This window comes from Wenzhouxiangella psychrophila (genome assembly GCF_042310375.1).
Taxonomy (GTDB): Bacteria; Pseudomonadota; Gammaproteobacteria; order Xanthomonadales; family Wenzhouxiangellaceae; genus Wenzhouxiangella.
Genome location: NZ_JBHJMQ010000002.1, coordinates 103,763 through 124,011, shown reverse-complemented (window position 1 = coordinate 124,011; position 20,249 = coordinate 103,763). Strand labels below are relative to the sequence as shown.

The 20,249-nt window shown below is 59.8% G+C and carries 15 protein-coding genes; 1 reads left to right on the top strand and 14 read right to left on the bottom strand.

The window, feature by feature from the left end:
- Positions 1-4: 4 nt before the first annotated feature.
- The 8 genes from ACDC66_RS03240 to ACDC66_RS03205 all read right to left on the bottom strand — a co-directional run bounded on the left by ACDC66_RS03240 (position 5) and on the right by ACDC66_RS03205 (position 12,688).
- The gene (locus ACDC66_RS03240; protein WP_376695242.1) at positions 5-5,662 is read right to left on the bottom strand and encodes a DUF7933 domain-containing protein; all 5,658 of its coding nucleotides are present in this window, start codon (positions 5,660-5,662) and stop codon (positions 5-7) included.
- Between the two features lie 184 nt (positions 5,663-5,846).
- Positions 5,847-6,878 (bottom strand): MraY family glycosyltransferase, encoded by a 1,032-nt coding sequence (locus ACDC66_RS03235; protein WP_376695241.1) that lies wholly within the window; start codon positions 6,876-6,878, stop codon positions 5,847-5,849.
- Positions 6,879-6,911: 33 nt separating this feature from the next.
- The gene (locus ACDC66_RS03230; RefSeq protein WP_376695240.1) at positions 6,912-8,459 is read right to left on the bottom strand and encodes a hypothetical protein; all 1,548 of its coding nucleotides are present in this window, start codon (positions 8,457-8,459) and stop codon (positions 6,912-6,914) included.
- A complete protein-coding gene (locus ACDC66_RS03225) occupies positions 8,456-9,739 on the bottom strand; it encodes a hypothetical protein (protein ID WP_376695239.1) in 1,284 nt (427 codons plus the stop codon). The genes ACDC66_RS03230 and ACDC66_RS03225 overlap by 4 nt, the downstream gene beginning before the upstream one ends.
- Positions 9,740-9,876: 137 nt before the next feature.
- Entirely contained in the window at positions 9,877-11,775 is a 1,899-nt protein-coding gene (gene cysN / locus ACDC66_RS03220) for a sulfate adenylyltransferase subunit CysN (RefSeq protein ID WP_376695238.1), read from the bottom strand.
- On the bottom strand, positions 11,775-12,191 hold the full coding sequence (locus tag ACDC66_RS03215) for a four helix bundle protein (RefSeq protein ID WP_376695237.1): 417 nt from the start codon (positions 12,189-12,191) through the stop codon (positions 11,775-11,777). The genes cysN and ACDC66_RS03215 overlap by 1 nt, the downstream gene beginning before the upstream one ends.
- A 16-nt stretch (positions 12,192-12,207) precedes the next feature.
- Positions 12,208-12,468 carry a type II toxin-antitoxin system RelE family toxin gene (locus tag ACDC66_RS03210; protein ID WP_376695503.1) on the bottom strand — a complete coding sequence of 87 codons (261 nt, stop codon included), beginning with the start codon at positions 12,466-12,468 and terminating at the stop codon, positions 12,208-12,210.
- A complete protein-coding gene (locus ACDC66_RS03205) occupies positions 12,455-12,688 on the bottom strand; it encodes a CopG family transcriptional regulator (RefSeq protein WP_376695236.1) in 234 nt (77 codons plus the stop codon). The genes ACDC66_RS03210 and ACDC66_RS03205 overlap by 14 nt, the downstream gene beginning before the upstream one ends.
- Before the next feature lie 122 nt (positions 12,689-12,810).
- On the opposite strand from ACDC66_RS03205, the gene ACDC66_RS03200 reads away from it, so the two are divergent.
- Complete coding sequence (locus ACDC66_RS03200; protein WP_376695235.1) at positions 12,811-13,125, top strand: hypothetical protein; 315 nt, start codon at positions 12,811-12,813, stop codon at positions 13,123-13,125.
- A gap of 79 nt (positions 13,126-13,204) precedes the next feature.
- Here ACDC66_RS03200 and ACDC66_RS03195 read toward each other — a convergent pair whose 3' ends face one another.
- The 6 genes from ACDC66_RS03195 to ACDC66_RS03170 form a co-directional block, all read right to left on the bottom strand.
- A complete protein-coding gene (locus ACDC66_RS03195; protein WP_376695234.1) occupies positions 13,205-13,909 on the bottom strand; it encodes a class I SAM-dependent methyltransferase in 705 nt (234 codons plus the stop codon).
- A 93-nt stretch (positions 13,910-14,002) separates the two neighbouring features.
- Positions 14,003-14,905, bottom strand: a complete 903-nt coding sequence (gene cysD / locus ACDC66_RS03190; RefSeq protein WP_376695233.1) for a sulfate adenylyltransferase subunit CysD — start codon at positions 14,903-14,905, stop codon at positions 14,003-14,005.
- 39 nt (positions 14,906-14,944) lie between these two features.
- Entirely contained in the window at positions 14,945-15,688 is a 744-nt protein-coding gene (locus ACDC66_RS03185; RefSeq protein WP_376695232.1) for a glycosyltransferase family 2 protein, read from the bottom strand.
- Positions 15,681-16,649: a glycosyltransferase family protein gene (locus tag ACDC66_RS03180; RefSeq protein WP_376695231.1), complete on the bottom strand. Its 969-nt coding sequence runs from the start codon at positions 16,647-16,649 to the stop codon at positions 15,681-15,683. Before ACDC66_RS03180 ends, ACDC66_RS03185 begins: the two co-directional genes overlap by 8 nt.
- Positions 16,646-19,096, bottom strand: coding sequence for a glycosyltransferase (locus tag ACDC66_RS03175; RefSeq protein WP_376695230.1), 2,451 nt, complete (start codon positions 19,094-19,096; stop codon positions 16,646-16,648). Before ACDC66_RS03175 ends, ACDC66_RS03180 begins: the two co-directional genes overlap by 4 nt.
- A gap of 78 nt (positions 19,097-19,174) precedes the next feature.
- Positions 19,175-20,242 (bottom strand): hypothetical protein, encoded by a 1,068-nt coding sequence (locus ACDC66_RS03170; RefSeq protein WP_376695229.1) that lies wholly within the window; start codon positions 20,240-20,242, stop codon positions 19,175-19,177.
- Between the last annotated feature and the right edge of the window lie 7 nt (positions 20,243-20,249).

Genomic DNA, 20,249 nt, shown 5'->3' with positions numbered 1-20,249 from the left:
AGGGTCAGTTTTTGCGCATGTGAATCCAGCTGGCGAACATGAGCAGCATGGCCAGTGCCAGCATCCACCTGATGTCGATGGTCGGCACGGTAATGAACTGGACGAGCGAGGCGGACGCCGAGCCACTGTTACCAAGACTGGAGGTCAGATCATCAGTCACATTGTCCCGGGTTCCACCCACGCGGCTTATTACGTCGACCGATATCGTGCATTGCGATCCAGCGGCCACGCTGCCGTCGGTCAAGGAGATTGACCCGGAACCGGCTGTAGCACTGAGCGTTCCGCCGCAGTCATTGGAGACGTTCGGCTCGGACGCAACCTGCATGCCGGAAGGCAGCGGGTCGACAAAAGCCAGCGAATCCGCGTCAAAAGTACTGGCGCTGTTATCGATGGTGAAGGTCAGGGTCGATGTCTCGCCCGGGCCGACCTGCTCGGGTGTAAATGCCTTGGTAAAGCTTGGCGCACCCTGAACGCCCAGGGGCGCGGAAGCGCTTGCGGCGTTGAATGCCGTCCCGCCGACCTGCCCCTCAAGGGCACTGGTCTGATTCGTGAAGTCACCGGAAGTGGCGTCAGCGGGAACATTGGTGGTTACGGTGATAGTGCAGGAGCTCGACGGCGAAACGATACCGTCGCTTAACTGGACAACCGGGCTTCCGTCAAGCAGTGAGCCGGCACCGCATGCATCGGGCTGCGGGATGTCGCTGGTGGTCATTCCCGACACGAAGACATCGAGATCATCGGTGAAGGTCAGGCCTTCGGCACTGTTGACCGGGTCCGGATTATTGATCACGAAAGTGATGTCGACCGTGGCGCCGGCTCCCACGTCCTGCGGTGCAATGGTCTTTTCAAAGCCCAGGGTTTCAACGACGAGATCGGCACTGGCCGTCGGCCCCTGAACCGCCAGTCCCTCGCGCGTTCCTGTAGCAGCGCCGGTTGTGTTTGCATAGGTACCCGAAGCGGCATCGCCCGGCACGCGCACCGGAATGATGATGGTGCAGCTCTCGCCGGCCTGCAGCGAGCCGCCGGCCAGATCCACCACGCCGGCACCGGTAACTTGTGAGCCCGTTCCACATACGTCGTCCAGCGGAAGGCCTTCGGCAGCCAGGCCCGCAAGCACCGCATCCAGGTCGTCACTCAACGCAATGTCCTCCAGGGCAAACTCGGAACTGTTGCCGATTGTGATCTCCAGGTCGACCAGGCCACCCGGAATGACGGGTTGGCTGCTGAACGCCTTGCCGACATTGATATCGGTGTCAGCAACTTGCAGGACGGCGCTGGCGGTACCGCTGTCGCCAAGGGAAGACGTCAATGCATCGGAGACATTGGTGTAGCTACCTTCGGTCGATGCCGTCACGTCGACCGATACGGTGCAGGCATCCCCGGCCGGCACGCTGCCGCCGCTGAGTTCGATGGTTCCGCTATCGGCGGCCGCCGTCAAGGTGCCGTCACAGCCATTGCTGGCTTCAGGCGTGGAAGCCACCGTGGTGCCGGCGGGCAGCGTGTCGGTGAAGGCCAGATCGCCGGCGTCAATCGAACTTTCGGCGTTGTCGATCGTGAAGGTCAATGTGCTGACTTCATCCACACCGATCACATCGGGGGCAAAAGCCTTGGTGAATGCCGGCGGCGGCTCGACCTGCAAGTCCGCCACCGCTGGATCGACTTCGAGCACGACGCCCTCGCGGATGAAGCTGACCGCACTGGTGACATTGCTGTACTGCCCCGGAGCCAGGTCCGGCGGCAACTGCAGGGTGACTGTGAAGCTGCATTCGCCACCTGTCGGCAGGACACCGCCGGTAAAGGAGATCACCGACGTCCCGGCGACCTGCGATCCGATACCGCAGACGTCTGTCTGCGGCAGACCCGACGCCTCCAGCCCCGGCACCACGGCATCCAGGTCGTCATTGAAGGCGATGTCGCTCAATGGTTCGGCAAAATCGTTGGTGACGGTAAAGCGCAGGTCAATGGTATCCCCGGCAACGGGCGTACCCAGGAACTCTTTCTGCAACGTGAGCAATGGCGCCAACACCTCGAGGCTGGCCCCGGCGGTGCCACTGTTGCCCAGCGACGAAGTCAGGGCACCAGAGGTATTGATTTGGCTCCCGGGCGTGTTGCCGGCAATATCCAGCGATACTGTGCAGGTGGCGCCTGCGGCCACCGAACCGCCGGTATAGGAAAGACTCGCCGCTCCCGCAACGGCCGTCAGAGTACCGCCGGTGCAGGTGGTGGACGCACTGGGCGGTGATGCCACTTCAAGCCCCGCCGGCAGATTATCGGTGAAGTCCAGATCGTCGGCGGAAATCACGCTGGCGCCATTGTCGATATTGAATGTGAGCACAGAAACATCACCTACCAGCACCGTCGTCGGGCTGAAGGTCTTGTCGAATGCCGGCGCCGGCTCGACCTGGAGGTCCGCGCTGGCCGCCGTCCCCAGAGGCTGGCCCTGGCTGGTAAGGCCGCTGGTCGTGTTCGGGTATATGCCCGGTGCCGCCCCGGCGGGCACCTGCAATGTGACGTCAAAGCTGCACGATTCCCCGGCAGCCAGGGAGCCGCCGGTGACTGTCAGCACTGAGGCGCCCGTGATCGAGGAGCCGGCGCCGCACGGCGATGCCGGCAGGGAGACGGCCTGGAGGCCGCTCAGGGTCGCGCCCAGATCATCGGTGAAGCTGAGATCGCCTACCGCCGACGTGCTCTGGTTTTCGACCTGAAAGCTCAGGACCACCGTGCCACCGGCGCCCACCGGGCCGGCGAAGGACTTGGAGAGATCCACCAGATCGATGCGCAGCTCGTCGCTGGCCGGCGACGCGGATGTCGCCGTGCCGCCGACTTCCCCGGAGAGGGCACTGGTGTTGTTGGTTACCGTTGTACCGGCAGAAGCGCCCGCCGGCACCAGCACGGTGACCTGAAAAGTGCAGAAAGTTGCTGGCGCCAGGTTGGCGCCGGTAACTGAAAGCACGCCACCACCAGTGGCCTGGGAACCGGCGCCGCAGAAGCCGTCGGCCGGCACGCCGGTGGCGCTCATGCCCGCCAGGACGGCGTCCAGATCGTCTGTAAATGTCAGGCCCGTGGCACTGTCCGTCGGGCTATTGTTCATCAGGGTAAATTCCAGAGCCACCGTCTCCCCTGGGGCCACCGGATCGTCGATGAATGCCTTGGAAATAGCCAGCGGATCGATGATCTCTAACTGGGCGTCGGCGGGGGGCAGAAACTCAGTCTCGGCATTAATGTTAGCTGTGATTTGACTGGTCCGGTTGTTGTAGAAACCGGCCGCCGTCCCGGCCGGCACCTGTACGGTCAGCTCGAAGGTACAAGTGTCACCCACAGCCAGTGACGCGCCGCTCACCGTCACCACATCGCCGCTCTGGGTCGCCTGGGAGCCGGTGCCGCAGAAGTCGTCCGCCGGCAATTCCGTGGCAGTCATGCCTGAAATGACGTTCCCGAGGTCATCGTTAAAGCTGATACCGCTGGCGGCCAGGGACGAGGCGCTATTGTCGAGCACGAAGCGGAGGGTGGCCGTACCGCCGGCAACCGACGGGCTGTCCGGGAAGCTCTTGAGCAATTGCAGGCCGATCAACCGCAGGTCGGCGGTGGCCGCCGGCCCGTCAACCGCCGTTCCATCCATGGTGGCGCTGACTGCACTTGTGGTATTCGGATACTCGCCGGGAATGGCTTCGACCGGCACCTGCAGCGTTGCCTCAAAGCTGCACGACACCCCCGGCTCGAGGGTGACTCCGGTAACCGACAGTAGGTCGGTACCGGTCATCTGGGAGCCGGCACCGCAAAAGCCGTCCGCCGGCAGGGTCACGGCGGTCAGACCGTTCAGTGTGGCGAAAAGGTCATCTGTAAAACTGATATCGGTCGCCGGCCCCGGGGCATTCTCGCTGAGCTGCAAGTTGAACTGCAGGTCCACCGTGCCACCCGGTGGCGCTCCGGAAAGAAAAGACTTGCTGAACGCCGGAGGCGCGAGCACTGTCAGGTCGGCTTCGCCCGGCGGGCCCGCCACCGTCTCACCGCCCACCGTGGCGGTAACCTCGCTCGTGACATTGGTGTAAAGATTGACGGGGGCTTCGCCGGGAATCTGTGCCGTAACCTGGAAAGTGCAGGAGCCGTCGGTGGGGAGGCTGCCGCCATTCAGGGCGAGGGTGAGAATTCCGGTTAAGTCGGTGGACGCGCTGAGCGCCGACCCGCCACCACAGGGGTCCTCAGCCAATGGCGTGGCCACGGTGAGACCGGGCAGGAATGCAGTCAGATTGTCCTCGAACTCGATGTCGGTCGCGTCGGAGGTGGAGCTGCTGTTGGTGATCTCGAATTCCAGAATTACATCCTCGCCGGCCGGCACGGATGAAATCGGATTCAGGGTGCCTGCGTCGAGAATGCGTTTGGTCAGAACGGGTGCGGCGAAAACGAAAAGATCGTCCGTTGCCTGGTTGCCGAAACTCGGCTCGCTGAAGCCGAAATCCGCCTCGATATTGCTGGTCGTATTGGGATAGACACCCGGGGCGGCCCCGGCGGGGACTTGCAGTGTGACGGTGAACGAACATTCGCTTGACGCCGCCACCGTGCCGCCGGTGAAAGTGAGGGTAGAGGTACCGCTCAGCGTGCCGCCGCAGGCCGACATCGGCAAGCTGGTGGCCTCCAGGCCGGAGAGGGCGGCTTCGAGATCGTCGACAAAGCTGACGTCGGTGGCGTCATCGGAACGCGTTCGGTTGAAGATCGTGAATTCGAGATCGACGGTGTCGCCCGGCGGTACTGGATCGGCAAGGAATTCCTTGATAAGCACGATGTCGCCGGCCGTGCTCTCAAGCGTGTCGACGGCCAGGCCGGAAGAGCGGGCCGTGAAGCTGACTACGGAGGCGAGGTCGTCGGATAAGTTGTCGAGGAAGCCGATCCCGACCGGGACGACGTCGACGGTCACTGTGCAGATCGAGCCGGCGTCGACCGTTGCATCACCGGAGAAGGCGAAGCTGTAGGACACAGTCGCCGATCCCGGACTGGCCGTGAGAACTCCCCCGGTACAGGTGGTCGAGGCACCGGCTGGATCGGCAACCTCCAAGCCCGCCGGCAGCTCGTCGGAGAAACTGAGGTTGCTCGCCGCAGAGCCGTTGGCACTGTTGTCGATCGTGAACGTCAGGGTGCTACGGCCACCAAATGGAACTAACGACGGCGAGAAGCTCTTGGTGAATCCCGGTCGATCTGTCACTACCGTGAGATCAGCCGTGGCGCTGCCGCTATTGTCCGCGTTCGATGTCAGATCACCTGAAACGTTGATGTGCGTACCCGCAGCCGTACTCGTTACCAGAACCTCCACCGAACAACTGGCCTCGCCAGCAATCTCCCCACCCGTGAAGGTGATTGTTGAACCACCATCGGGCGCGGTCAATGTCCCACTATCGCAGGTGTGGTTCGGCACCGCGGGGGCAGCCAGGGTCACCCCGGCCGGCAATATGTCGGTAAAGGCCATATCGGTAACCGGAGCGCCGCTGCCGTTCTCGATCGTGAATACAAGACGGCTCGCGCTGCCCGACCCGATGGTGGCGGGGTCGAAAGACTTTGAAAACGAGGGCTGCGCCGCTGCCGAACCTGGGAGCGCCAGCAGGGCCAGGAAGGTAACTACGGCCAAACTGGGCGTGCCACGGGGTGCGGATCGGAAAATCTTGTAATTCATGTTCCCTCGGCCTTGCGGCAGTGACGGTCGCATACATACCTGCCTGCAACCTGCGCGATCGCCCCGAGATTTCTACTCCCTTGGAATCTAAGGTACCACTACAGGGCTTTTGGGGAAAGACTCGCGAGCACAATCTGGCCCGGAGAGAACTTTTCCGGAACGACAAAACGACGATACGACGAAACTACCGCTTCTTCAGATACCGCATGATCCGCCACGCCGACACGGATATCCCGTAATGAAGAACGAAAACGAAGGCCAGCCCCAGGAACAGCGCATATTCCGGCCAGCGCCACTGCCAGCCCAGAACGCCGATCAAACCGAACAGTACCGCGGTCGCCAGAATCAGCCATACAGTAAGGGTGACGGAAAAACCCGAGCGCAGCAGCAGGTGGTGGAGGTGTTCACGGTCGGCCGAAAACGGGCTCCGCCCTTTCATCAGGCGCCGAAAATAGAGAATCACCACATCCAGTATGGGAAGCACCAGTATCCAGGCGATGGATATCGGATAAACGCCCAACCCCTCGACCTGGCTGAGATAGACAGCCAGCCAGGCCAACCCGAAGCCCAGCATCATGCTGCCCGAGTCTCCCATGAAAACCGTGGCAAAGCGGCGACCGGGAACCCGGATATTGAAGCAGAGGAAACCGACTACGGCAGCCAGAAACACGCCATTGACCGCCAGGTAGGAACGATGCGCCCCGCCCAGAACCGCCACGGCCAGAAGCATCGCCAGCGCCACCGCCGTCATTCCGCCGGCGAGGCCATCGGTGCCGTCAGCCATATTGATGCCATTGATCAGCAGCAATGTGGCGAGAACCGTGAACGGGATATCCCACTCACCAAGCTCGACCGGGACGACACCAAACAGATTGCCGAGCGAATGGACCTGCACTTCTCCCCAGGACACCATGAGGACGGCGACCACCACTTGCGCGAACAGCTTGGCCCCCGCCGTCATGTCGATCAAGTCGTCGACAACCCCGATCATCAGCAGAATCCCCATGCCCGCGACCAGACTGGCGAAGGGGCGCAATGGCGCATCCACGAGCATCAGCGCGATGCAGATGGCCGCGAACATGGCCAGGCCACCGATCAGGGGCACGACGGTTTCGTGGCGTTTCCTCCCGCCGGCCCGATCCACCAGGTTGATCTTGTGAGCCGCGGGGCGAAGAATCGGCATCACGAAAACAACCACCAGAAAAGCGGTTGTCATTGCTACGATCAGGTTGAGACTCAACCACTCCATCTACAGGATCTCCCACGCGATCTTTTCCGAATCCAGGGCAATTCGGCGCGCCAGCACGTAAGGTGAATTCCTGGCCACGCTCAGCCGTTCGACTCCGCTGTTGTCGCTGAGTAAAGACAATTCACTCTCGACGGCTTTCACGCTTAATGCGTCCGTAGCGCGGACGCGGAATCGATACTCCCCTCCAGCCTCGCTTTTGAACGGCAGGGTAACGCCAGTTTGCTTGCCCGCAGTCAGATAAACGTCTCGCCGCACGCGTCCGGGGTTATTACCCCCCCGACCTTCGATCAAAACACTGACCCACCCTTGACCAGCCTGTGCGGTTAACGTCAATGTCAGCTTACCAAAATTCGAACCTTCGCCCTCGATCCAGTTCGATTGCGCCACCCATTCCCCATTCCGTTCGGTCGATTCGACCGGCCAGGGGCGGGAGCGCCCCGAAGGCGCCTCCCGGCGAGTCTCTGCCACGGATTCACGATGCAGATTCTGATTGTTCCCAATCGCAATAAGCACATCACCGGACCGCATGCGATAAAGCCACCGTGGATGGGCGCCCTTCCGCCCGGTGACCGGATTCGGAACAGCGAAGTAACGAGCCCTCAGAAATCCGAACAGCGAATCAGCGAATACCACCACGCGATTCGAGTCGGAGTCGAGCCTGCTCTTAACCTCTTCAATGAAACCATACAGTTCGCCATCGACGTTATTGCGACGTCGATCATGGGGGTCAACGACTGAATAACGACCGACAGCCTGGCCATGCCGCTCCCAGAGAGTGACCTGCCAGCCCGCATCGAGCAGAAAGGTCCCGAGCAGAAGAACCACAACCACCGTCGCCACGACCTGATTGCGGCCGATACGACGAGAAAGAATGCGAGGGCCGAGCAGCAAGATACAGGTCAATATGGCCCAAACGACGATCGCCGGCACCGCGGAAACCTTCAACGGCGCATATTCCGGCCTGTTGTGGTTGATACTTCTCTGAGTCCAGCCACCGAAATCGACCAGGCTGTCCACCAGGAGCGACTGCAATCCGGCAAAATCCGGGCGCGCGCGGTGAACTTCGGTACTCGTGATGGAGAACGGCTCATTCAGCCCGGTTCTCACTTGAATCGTTACATAAGCGAGTGTCGGATTATCCATGAACAGGTTGTGTCCGCGCACGACAGCCGTTCTGCCATCCACCCACCGAGCGGCCACCCGCCTGCCCGCCGACACGCTTTGAGACCGCGACAGTCCGACCGAGAAGCCATGGAATGATCGGGGCTCGTCGAGTTGAACCTCCACCCGATCGACCGCCTGGCCGCTCAGAGGCGTCGGCAACGGTGCCTGCATCAGGATGCCACCGCGGCTGCCGGCACCAGTCAACCTCAGGCGACCGGACTCTGCCTCGCCTTCGCCGGATAGAATGCTCCAGCTTACCGCCGGAACACTGATTGGTCTGAGCACCTTGCGATGGTTGTCTCCCCAGTAAAACCAGAGACAAAAAATCAGCCACACACTAGCCATGGAAGCAACGGCGGCTGTCAGGAAGCGCGCCGGGGTCATGGGAAGTGCCTTTGGCGCCAGTTTTCCGCCACCAGCGCCAACATCAATCCGAGCACGGGCACAGGATGCAGAAGCAGCCGATTGACGCTGGTGCCATCGATAACAGAATGCCCCAGGTCCGAAAATGCATAAATTCCAAAAAGGGCGATGACGCCGCCCAGCCCCGTAAATACCGGCACCCGCAGACTGTGGTTTCGACGGCATGCGATCCATACTGCCGGCAGCGACAATGCCACCAAGCACCAGAACAAGTGCCAGTTGGGAAGGACGAACAGATGAGTCGCCAACGCACCCCACATCGGTACGTAGCCGGGAAAGACAGGTACGCCATCGGCAAAGCCGAACTCCCCAAGAATTCCGATTTTTACGGGCTCTCCAAGCCACCAAAGACCGGCCACACCGATCGCGACCACCACGACACCCGTCAGCAGCAACCTGAAAATCGTCAACCAGCCGGCGAGCAGTCCCAGCACAACCGGGCAAAGCCAGAAGGCGCCGACCTCCTTGATCAGCAACAGGCCGGCCACAGCGGCAGCAATGACCGCAATCAGGCCCTTGTCGCCTTCCCGCCGCAATAGCATCAAGCCGCAGGTTGCCAGAAACAGGTAAACCGCGATCCACAGGTCACCATACCCGGCCAGTACGGCCTGGATATCGAGCACGGGCAGGCTCATCACCAGCCACAGGCACACAACGGACACCAGCAGCGACACACCGGCAATCCGGGCAAGGCCGACAAATGCCACGCCCAAACCGGCAAATACCAGGGGCCAGGGCAGGTTCATCAAGGCGTCATCCCAACGCCCCAGTGACTGGACCATCCAAAGCTGAATCAAACCGATGCCCGGCGGATGTCTTACCCCGCCCACCGACCAGGCCGGTTCGTCCGACGCAAACCACGCCGAGCCGTTTGCAAAGACACCCAGCTTCTCGGCGAAGAACCAGACCTTGGCCTGAGCACCATAGGCATACCAGGCATCCCAGGGGAACAGGGGCCGGTGCATGACTTCGACTACAATGCCCAGCCAGCGCAATATCATCCAGCCTAGTAGGCCGGCAACCAGCCATTGCGCCCAGGGGGCGAGCTCTCTCCAGCCGCCGTTGACGGCCATTGTGAACTCTTCGGCGGACCGCCGCCTGCGCCACCACGCCACAGTACCCAGAATGACTGCAACGGTCAGCTGCAAACCCGCGTTCCAGGCATACTGCAGGCCGATACCCAAGCCATCCAGAAGCACGTAGCCCAGGATGACACCCACCATGCCCAGCGGAAACGCCATGCCGGCCACCGCGAGGCGATAGCCCGGTCGCTCTCGTTGCCAACAGGCGCATATGAAAAGGGCCCCCGTCAAAAACGGGAGCCCCAGTGCAAACAGGATTCTTGCCGCGTCCGCCAGCACGTCACACCCTCACAAACTCAGTGCAGGATACCCCTTCGTTTGAGATATTCCAACACGACATCCACCCCCTCTTCCACCGACAGTTTTTCACTGTCCACGACGATCTCGGGATCCTCGGGCGCCTCGTAGGGCGAGTCGATACCCGTGAAGTGCTTGATCGCACCAGCACGCGCCTTGGCGTAGAGCCCCTTGGGGTCACGCTGCTCGCAGGTCTCGAGACTGGCACTGACGTGCACCTCGATGAACTCGCCCTGCTCCATCAACTCACGCACCATCGCCCGATCCGAGCGGAACGGCGAAATGAAGGCCGTCAGCACCACCAGTCCAGCATCGGCCATCAGGCGGGCGACTTCGCCGATGCGGCGGATGTTTTCGACCCGGTCCTCGTCGGTAAAGCCCAGGTCCCGGTTGAGACCGTGGCGCACGTTGTCGCCGTCCAACAGGTAGCTATGGTGCCCACGCTGGAACAGGGCCTGTTCCAGGGCGTTGGCCACCGAGGATTTGCCCGCACCCGACAGCCCGGTAAACCACAGCACCGCCGGCCGCTGTGCCTTTTGCCCGGCCCGTTGCACCTTGGTGATCTTGTGCTCGTGCCAAACCACATTTTGAGACTTGTCGGCCAGGGTGTCGGTGACCGGACGCACGATCATACCGGCGCCAACGGTCAGATTACTGATGCGATCAACAACCACGAATGCGCCGGTATGGCGATTGTGCTCGTAGCTGTCGAAAGCCGCGGGTGCACCCAGCCGCCAGCGAACCAGGCCGATCTCGTTAAGACCGAGCTCGTCAACGTGCTGGTGCTCGAGCGTGTTGACATCGATACGATGATGCACCAGCTCGGGAATGGCCGAAACCGCTTTCGGGCCCAGCTTGATGTCGTACTGGCGTCCCGGCAACAACGGCGTATCGGCCATCCACACGACTCGGGCGTCCAGGGCTTCGGCCACACGCGCACGCTCGTCGGGATGGACCAGCAGGTCGCCGCGACTGATGTCGATTTCGCCTTCCAGGGTCAGCGTGACCGCCTGCCCGGTCTCGGCCCGTTCCAGATCACCGTCGAATGTAACGATACGCTCGACCCGGCTCTGCCGGCCCGATGGCATCACCATGATCGGTTCCCCAACAGCGACCTTCCCGCCGGCGATGGTGCCGGCAAAACCGCGGAAGTCGGAGCTGTGGCGGTTGACATACTGAACGGGCAACCGGAAATCGGACGCAGTGTGGGCACCTTCAGCAGGCAAGGTCTCCAACAGTTTCAGCAAGGTCGGCCCCTCGAACCACGCCAGGTTGTCTCCCCGCACGGTCACATTGTCCCCGCGCAATGCCGCCACCGGCAGGCAATCCACCGAGTCGAAATCGAGTTTGTTGGCAAATTCCAGGTAATCCGCCTTGATCGATTCGAAGCGGTCCTGATCGAAATCGACCAGATCCATCTTGTTAACCGCCACGACCACCTGCTTGATTCCAAGCAGGGAGACAATGAACGAATGTCGCCTGGTTTGCGTCTGCACACCCTTGCGCGCATCGATCAGAATGACTGCCAGACCCGCAGTTGAAGCCCCCGTAGCCATATTACGGGTGTACTGCTCGTGCCCCGGCGTATCTGCGATGATGAACTTGCGCCGGGCCGTAGCGAAATACCGATACGCCACATCGATCGTGATGCCCTGCTCGCGCTCCGACTGCAGGCCATCCACCAGCAAGGCCAGGTCGGCTTCGTCCCCGGTCGTCCCCCACTTCTTGGAGTCCCGATCGACCGCGGCCATCTGATCCTCGTATACCTGCTTCGAGTCAAACAACAACCGCCCGATCAGCGTCGACTTGCCGTCATCGACGGAACCGCAGGTAATGAAGCGCAGTAAGTCTTTTTGCGCGTCTTCGGTCAGGACCTTTTCGATATCCACTACAGCCATTACCACTGCTCCGACGCAGAGTGTGAAGTGTTCAGTGTGAAGTGTGAAGGATCCTCTTCCTTCACCTTTGCGCGTTGCTGTTGGGACAAGCTGTGCAGCATGGATGAAATTTCCTTTAATTCCGTAATCAATTCATTTGCCCTGTCTTCGGGCAGCATTTCAGCCCGTACCGGTATATATAGTTGAGTCCGCAACTCAGCGGCCGAACCACGAGCAATATCCAGAAACCGGGCAAAATCCCGAGGCGTACTCCGCTCTGCCCCCTCAGCAATATTCCATGAAATAGAAACAGCCGCCCGCATCATCTGATCCCGCAAGCCCCACTCCCGCGAGTTGCGAAGCAACGAGCAAACCTCCACAGCAACCCGACACCCTCGCTTCCAGACCTCCAAATCCTCAAACGAAAAGTAACTCATTCTTAGCCTTCACACTTCACTCTCTATAAATCCCCTTCCTGTGCCCCACCTTCACGACAGTTACCACCAACTCCTTGTCGCTTATCTCATAGAGAATCCGGTACCGCCCCTGCCTTAGTCGATACCGCTCCTGCCCCGAAAGTTTTTCGCAACCGATTGGTCGGGGATCATCCCGAAGTGACTCGATTCTCTTGAGGATGCGTGCAACGTCTTTTGGGGGAATTGGGCGAAGATCCTTGGCAACTGATCTCTTGAAGACCAGACTATAATTTGCCATGAGCCTTGAGGTCATTCAGCAAGGTCTCATAGGTCATGGTCGGCTCCGAGACCCGCTCCTCGAACGCCGCTAGGTCCTCCTGGTCCTCCGCCAGCGCTTCCCGTACCGCCTCGTTCACCAAATCCGAAAGGCTGCGATCGGTCTGGGCCGCCTTCAACCGCAACGCCGCATGCAACTGCGGATCAAAATAAACCGTAGACCGCTTCAAAGCGTCACTCATAACACACCTCCAGCCCCAATCTAGCATCAAAACGTTAAAGCGTCAAAACGCCACTAAGTCGGTCGCGAACCCCTTCACACTCGACACTTCACACTAACCTCGTGTTTCACGAAATCCGTGTCATGAAAAACGTCACCATTACGCTCGACCCCGAAACCGCCCGCTGGGCCCGAATGGAAGCCGCCCGGCGCAACACCAGCGTTTCCCGCCTGGTCGGTGAAATGCTGGCCGAGTATCGCCAACGGAAATCCCGAATCGAACAGGCCTGGTCTCTGGAAGACCGCCTGAACTACAGCTGGTGGGACCTGCTGATCCTGGCCGCCGCCCAGAGAAGCAATTGCACCTACGTCCTATCCGAAGACCTTAAAAACGACCAAACCATCGACAACCTCAAAATCCTCAACCCCTTCACCACAACCATCAACGACCACCCCTGAGCCACCTCAAGCCGACGGCGACACACCTAACACTTAACACTGGTGTCACTGACGCCCCGGAACGCTCCGGCCCCATCGTTCATATTTTGCCGTCCAGTCGAACGACACAAAAGCAGGTCGTCAGGGACTTGATGACATCGATGTTCACTCCTTCGTCTCTGAAATACCGCAAGATAGTCCGGTAGTCGAAACCAAAATGCGTTCCCCAACTCTCCCGATCATGTCGGTAGTTGAGGATCGGCTTGTCCATAACCAGGTCGAGCAGGTACTTCCACCTCACCGAAGGACGGCTCGAAATCTGATTAAAACCCGATCCGAAAAGCCCGTTTTTCAGCAGAAATTTCACGATGCCAACCGGGCCCACCTCGATCGGCATCGACACGATTAACAGTCCATTTGTATCCAGGTGCCTGACGAGATTTCGGGTCGCCATACCAGGAGAGCCGACGTGCTCTATCGTCTCCAGGCAGGTGATCAGATCGAAACGTCTGTCAAGCTCCAGCTCCTGATTCAGATTCGCCTCGGAAAACGAGATCTCCGGCCACAAGCGCTTTGCCTTGTTGACATTCCAGTGCCGCAGATCGAATCCGAGGGCCCTTTCCGCGCCCACCCACCGTGCGACTTCCCGCGTCAGATAGCCGTTGGCGCAGCCAAAATCTGCGTATTCACGAGGCGGTCTCTGGAGCTCCTGGCTCAGAATCCGCTGCAAGACCCGAAGCCGCCACCGATGAACCAGGTTCCGAGGCCGCCAGGATCGATAGGTCTGCGAATGATCAATTGCCATTCATGACCCGCTTTCAATCCCGCATCGTAGTCACTAAACGACTGAACGGTTGAACGAACAAGCCAACCAGAGAACGAGAGAACAAGCGAACGATCAGAAGTACCCCTCGATCTTCTTCTGCTCCATGGACGCGCCGGCGTCCTTGTCGATCGCCCGGCCTTGCCGCTCGGACTGCCGCACCGAAATCGTCTCTCGAATCACATCGAGCAGACTGGTCGCCTCTGATTCCACCGCCCCGGTCAGCGGCCAGCAACCGAGCGTGCGAAAGCGGACCATCCGCATCTCCGGCTCTTCGCCGGGCTCGAACGGCATGCGTTCCTCGTCGTCGACCATAATCAGCATGCCGTCGCGCTCGACCACCGGACGCTCGGCGGCGAAATACAACGGCACCATCGGAATATCCTCGGCGTAGATGTACTGCCAGATATCCAGCTCGGTCCAGTTCGATAGCGGAAAGACGCGAATGGACTCGCCCTTGTGGACCCGGCCGTTGTAGATATTCCACAGCTCCGGGCGCTGGTTCCTGGGGTCCCAGCGATGATTGCGATCGCGGAACGAAAACACGCGCTCCTTGGCGCGAGAACGCTCCTCATCACGGCGCGCGCCGCCAAACGCGGCATCGAAGCCGTACTTGTCCAGGGCCTGCTTGAGCGCCTGGGTCTTCATGATATCGGTATGCACCTTCGAGCCATGCGTGAACGGCCCGACACCCTGTTCGACCCCTTCCTGGTTGATATGGACCAGCAGCTCCATACCGGCTTCTTCGGCGATCCGGTCGCGAAACTCGTACATCTCCCGAAATTTCCAGGTCGTATCCACGTGCAGTAGCGGAAAAGGCGGCGGCGACGGCCAGAAGGCCTTTCGAGCCAGATGCAGCATGACCGAAGAGTCCTTGCCGATCGAGTACAGCATGACCGGATTGGAGAACTCCGCCGCCACCTCGCGGATGATATGGATCGATTCGGCTTCGAGTGCCTTTAAATGTCTATTCGTCATAAGTTTGTTAAAACGCTGCTTTCCGAGCGTGCAGTTAAACTACTTGGTAAAAGAGCGCAGGCTGTGGCTCATCAGGTACGACGCGCTATGTAGCCGCCCGAGACCTTCCTGCTCCCGATAGATACGGTAGACGTCGCAAACCTTCTTCAGCTTGTGGCCCGACAGGGAACCCCGGCGCACATGGTAAATCGCTTCAATACCGGGGTATCGACGCGCCATGATACCGCCACGGGTGAGATTCAGCCACAGCCCCCAATCCTGCCCCCTTCGGACATCCGGCATGTAGCGCTTCCCCAGCACTTCCTGGTTGAAAGCGACGGTCAGACAACCGATTGGACAGCCGTGCAGCAAATCCGCGTACCGCAATTTGTCGGGGCTGTGTATGATCCTGGCTTTTTCGTCGCTTCCTACTCGCCTGCGCAGGTAGTCACCGTAGGAGAACAGCGTGCCAGTTTCTTCCATGAAGCCGATCTGCCGCTCGAGTTTGGCCGGCTTCCACTCGTCGTCGCTATCGAGAAACGCGATATAGCGACCGCGAGCCTGTTTGATTCCGAAATTCCGGGCTTCCCCGGCGCCTCGGCGCGTCTGACGCAGTACGACCAGATGCGAATGTGCTCGCGCAAGCGCTTTGAGGACTTCATTCGTTTCATCGGTGGAGCCATCGTCGACGACAATATGCTCTAGCACCATGCTCCCCTGCTTTGCGACCGAGGCGACGGCGCGTTCGACCACATTTGCCGCGTTATGCGCGGGGGTTACGATCGAAACGCAGGACTCAAGCATCGAGCGATTGCGCTCTGTCACCCAGGGGCACACCCCGGTTCCCGAGTTCCTTCATTACCACGTTTTCCAATTCTCGTGCTCGCGCCCCGAATCCGTGCTCACGGCAGACCTGACCAGCCACATCGGCTGCCTCCTCGAGATACCGCGGATAGTCCAGAAGCATCTCCCGATAGGCCGCCATGAAATCATCCGACTCGGCCTCGCAGACGCCGCAGGCATTTCCGAAAATTCGTTCCACTTCAGGGGTCGCATCAGTGAGAACCGGCAAACCGCAAGCCAGAGCATCGAACACTCGATTATTCAGGTAGCCATACTCCAGCATGTCCGCCCAGTGATCATTAAGAGCGATCCTGGCGCGCCTGTACAATTCTCCCAGCCGATGATTGTCGATTCTCTGAGTAGCGACCTGTCGACCGAGCCCGAATGTATCCCATCCAACCCCATGCAGCCGAATGCCCGGCTTTACTTCCGCCATCTCCACCGGAATACGTCGCTGCCCACGCGTATTGCCGACGAATATTACGCCGGAACGTTCCGAGGCACGTGGCCCACCCAGCGGAGGGAAAAAGGTTTCGGTATTCGTGCACTGCAACAGCGTGTACACCTTATCCGGAAATCTCGCCTCCAGATCGCGGGCATGCGAGGAAGAGGCAACGAAAATCAGGTCGTAGTCCCCAAGCTCGGAATCCGTCACGTCGTCGGGATGGCTGATCAGCCAAAGAACGTGCAAAGCATCGGGATCGGCCGACCTTGAGCGGTCATAACGATACAAACCGCGCAGCACGACGACGACATCGGCAGGGCGACCTGCCTCCCATGAATCGCGGTGATCGATTTCGACATGGTGCCGCAGCGCCAGGGCTCGACACAGCGCCTCGGCAAAATGGGTGTCTCCCCATTGCACGCGTTTGAGCCGATCCTCGGGCGATGGTGCCTTGATCAGCCAACGCACAGCCTTCATCCTTCCGCAGCAACCCCGGCGTTCCCCGGACCAGCCGTACGCCATCGGCTGAAGGCATTCGCCAACCTTTCGACAGCCCGATGAGGCCGCTCCGCCGGCAACAGGACGCGGTCAAGGTACGCCAACCTTCCCCGTAGCGCAGACGAGTCAACGCTGAGCCAGCACTGACCGAGGATCATCAAGGAAGGACATACGGCAAGATCGCTTTCCCCAAGGTCTTCGATACAACTCGAGACCAACTTTCGAAGCTGCTCCTGCAAGGAATCGCGTTCAGGATCAGATTCATCCCGTTCCGGCGTAGAAACAATGGTCACGGCACAGCCCGTATGGAAGTGTGAGAGCAATGCCTGGAGCTGCGCTACCGGGCTATTGCCGAGCGCAATTACCCATTCAGCGTCCTGCTGTGCCAGCTCTTCGGCCAGTCCCGACTGAAATGCTTCCCATGAAACAGTTGAGTGAACACGGTCACTCTCGCACCCATCACCGGCCTGCTTGTCCGGGGCGCTGCAATCCTGCAACGCGTCCCAACGAGTTACCGCCACATCGACATTGGGCCCAAAAGCCTGCAGCCAGTCGTCCAAGGCAGCTTGCCCCGCCCTCTCGGGCCCGATAAGCCGCACCTGTCGAAAACGGGGTGAAACCGCTTCATCAATTCCCACGCTGTATTCCGGCCGATCGGCTAATGCGAAAGTCCGGCCACCATCACCCAGGGCCGGCAAAACCTGCAGCCCGGGAATGAATGCTCCATCGGCCTCGTCCCCGGAAGCCGTTGCCCAGGCTCCGAAACAGTCCGTTAGCGCCTTTCGGTGAACCAGGGCCGTCAGATCGTCTGCAGCGTTACTCTCAGCGCTATCCATCACACTCGAATACAGGGCGCCCTCCGGCCGATGCTGAAAGGCCGAAACAGCACGTTGCAGATGAGACGGCTGCCAATCGGAATCCGCTCCCCAGTACGCCACCAACTCGCCCGCACAGGCCGAAAGACCTCGGTTGCGCAGGTTGATTCGAGCATGACTCGAACTTGCCACCAGACGAACTCTGGGATCAGTCAAGCCCTCAAGATCACGATCACCTTCGAAGCTGGCCGGATCGTGGACGACAACCAGCTCCCAGCGTGGCCAGGTTTGTCGCTTCATCGTATCAAGGCAAGCAACAATCGACTTTGCATTGCCATTTTCTAAAACTAAAACCACGCTGACGGTCACACGGTCAAACCAATTGATTCGACCCGCATCGCCGCCTCGTCCCTTGCCGCCCAGCGAAGCACAAATACCGCCGAGCGCCGCATCCTGCATCCGCAAGCGCGCAGAGAGCGCCCCGGCTTCCTCTCGGGACTGGTCCAGTCGCTCGCGAAGCTCATCCACGTGACGCTTTGAGTCTTTGAGCGCTCGTTCGTATCGTGCGCGCACCTTTTCGGCTTGCTTTTTGGCTCCATCGGCAACGGAACGAAAATCCGAAAGCGCCTTGCGGGCCTCCCCCAGTTCAGCTTCCGCCTCCTGCGCTTGCGATCTCCAAGATTCGATTTCCGACCTGGCCGTGCCGAGTTCTTGCTTCAGACCATCAACATCCGCACGGACGCTCTGGAACTCTTTGCTTAGTGCCTTCGATTGGGCGCGAGCAGCCAGCTCACGCCCATGATCGACCTCGAACTCCTTCAAAGTCCAGATTGTCTCTGCAGCAACGGCCGGCAAGTCACCATAGAACTCGCCCCCGGAGAGCTTTCCCCACAGGGCCGAGACCGAACTAGGCAACCACGCCTCCTCCATACGCGAGTGCCGTTGATGCCTAAGAGATGGGTCAATCATCTCCATTCCACCTGCGATATCCAGGCCGCTGACGCCATTGTCTTCCAGCCAGTCAACCAGGCGCTCAATCACCATGTGAGGAGAGGAAACCAAGTCTGAATGTCGGACAAGATGATGTGTTTCATGGCGCGCCGACCGAAGCGCTGCAAGGGTATAGACCTCCCAGAGCGCCAGCCCCACCCGTACGGGAAACCCGTTGCGCTGCCGAAGCGACTTGGCGACCTCCAGAGGGTGACGAAGCACCACCACCACCAGCGGCTTCTGAAGCCAGGGACGGAAAAGTGGTAAGAGCAGGCAAAGGCGTGGCTCCTTGAGTGTCCAGTGACCGTGACTATCGAGCTCGTTGAGCAAATCGATAATGGCTTCGCGATGTCTGTCCGCGAGGGGAAGTTGATTGGAGTCGGAATCGAACCCCGACACCTTCCACCAATCAGCACCTTCGTCGTGCAACATGGCATCACAAATTCGGCGCGCATCCCGACGCTCAAAAAAACCCTTCGGATTCTCAGCAAGCGGCTTCGTCAGGTCATCGGGATCACCGACATACACACCCATGCCCGATAGCGCACCGTTCAACGCCGATGTCCCCGAACGATGCATGCCAAGTACAATTATCTGACGGGATTGAACCTTTTCCTTCATATCTCCAGGAGCTCTTTACAGAATCCGCGCCACACTTCGCCCCCTGGAATTGTCCCACACCATTGCCCACCTAGATGATCAGCCATTTATCAGCTGCTCGAGCGCATCCCTTCCCAGAATACTCGCGAGTTTTGCCTTTTTCTGATTCAGAATTCGGGCCGTTGCTTCTTCGACCTCACCGGCAGCCGAACTGGAACTTTTGACAGATTCAGGTGCATTCTGCGGAAACAACGTGCGCCATTGACTGTCACCAAACTCGGCCAGGATGTGCTCGTTCTCCGACTGAAATCTTCGCATGAAGTTCGATCTTTCTTTCTCGCTTGACCAGAGAGACAGATCGGCGGGATATTGACGCTCTAGTAACTCTCTCATTCGCCGGGAGCGAAGCCACTTGATTAACCTGACATTCTGTCGATCGTTCCTAACCCAGGGATTAAGCTTCTGTTTCAGAATGGTTTCACCGGGGCTTGGGCTCTTCCTGGTTTCGCCGAGTGAGTGTTGCCCCCCGGCGACATCGAGACCGAGTTCCGAAAAGAAGGCGGACGGCAATCCAGCCTGGCGCAATCTTTCATAGATCATCAAGTGCACACTACCGAATACGGAACGAAAGAGCCTCAGCCGCTCCAGGAAGCGCGACTTATCAATCGCCGCCTTCTCCAGGTAATCCCCAAATTTCATCCGGGCCGTCACACCCCGGCCCTGAGTAACGTGCTCCTGGTAGAGCGAGCGAACGAAGTCGTCCTGACGACGTACCACCAGAACAGGCTTGATATCGAAGCCCTCCAGCACCGACTGAAATCGGCGCAAAAAGGCCTCCTGGCTCGCCGCAAGTTCAGCCTCGCCCGACAACGCTTGCCGGCAGACTGCCTCGCTGCTGAGCAGAACAGTCAGCCCGCGCCCCTCTGCCGCGCGACGCCAACGCCCAACCAGCCGTGTTGCCTGACGCAGCGTAAGGAACCGCTCGTTGCCGGCAACCGCGTGTGCCAGAAAATGATGCCCGGCAACAGGCCGAAACGTCGCAGGCCAAAGCCGGGGATACAAAACGCCGCCTGCTTTGAGGCGACGGCGATGGTGGGCAGCGAAGTGCTGAATGGCTGTAGAACCAGTCTTGTGGAAGCCGGCGTGCAGATAGAGAACTCCACTCACACCATAT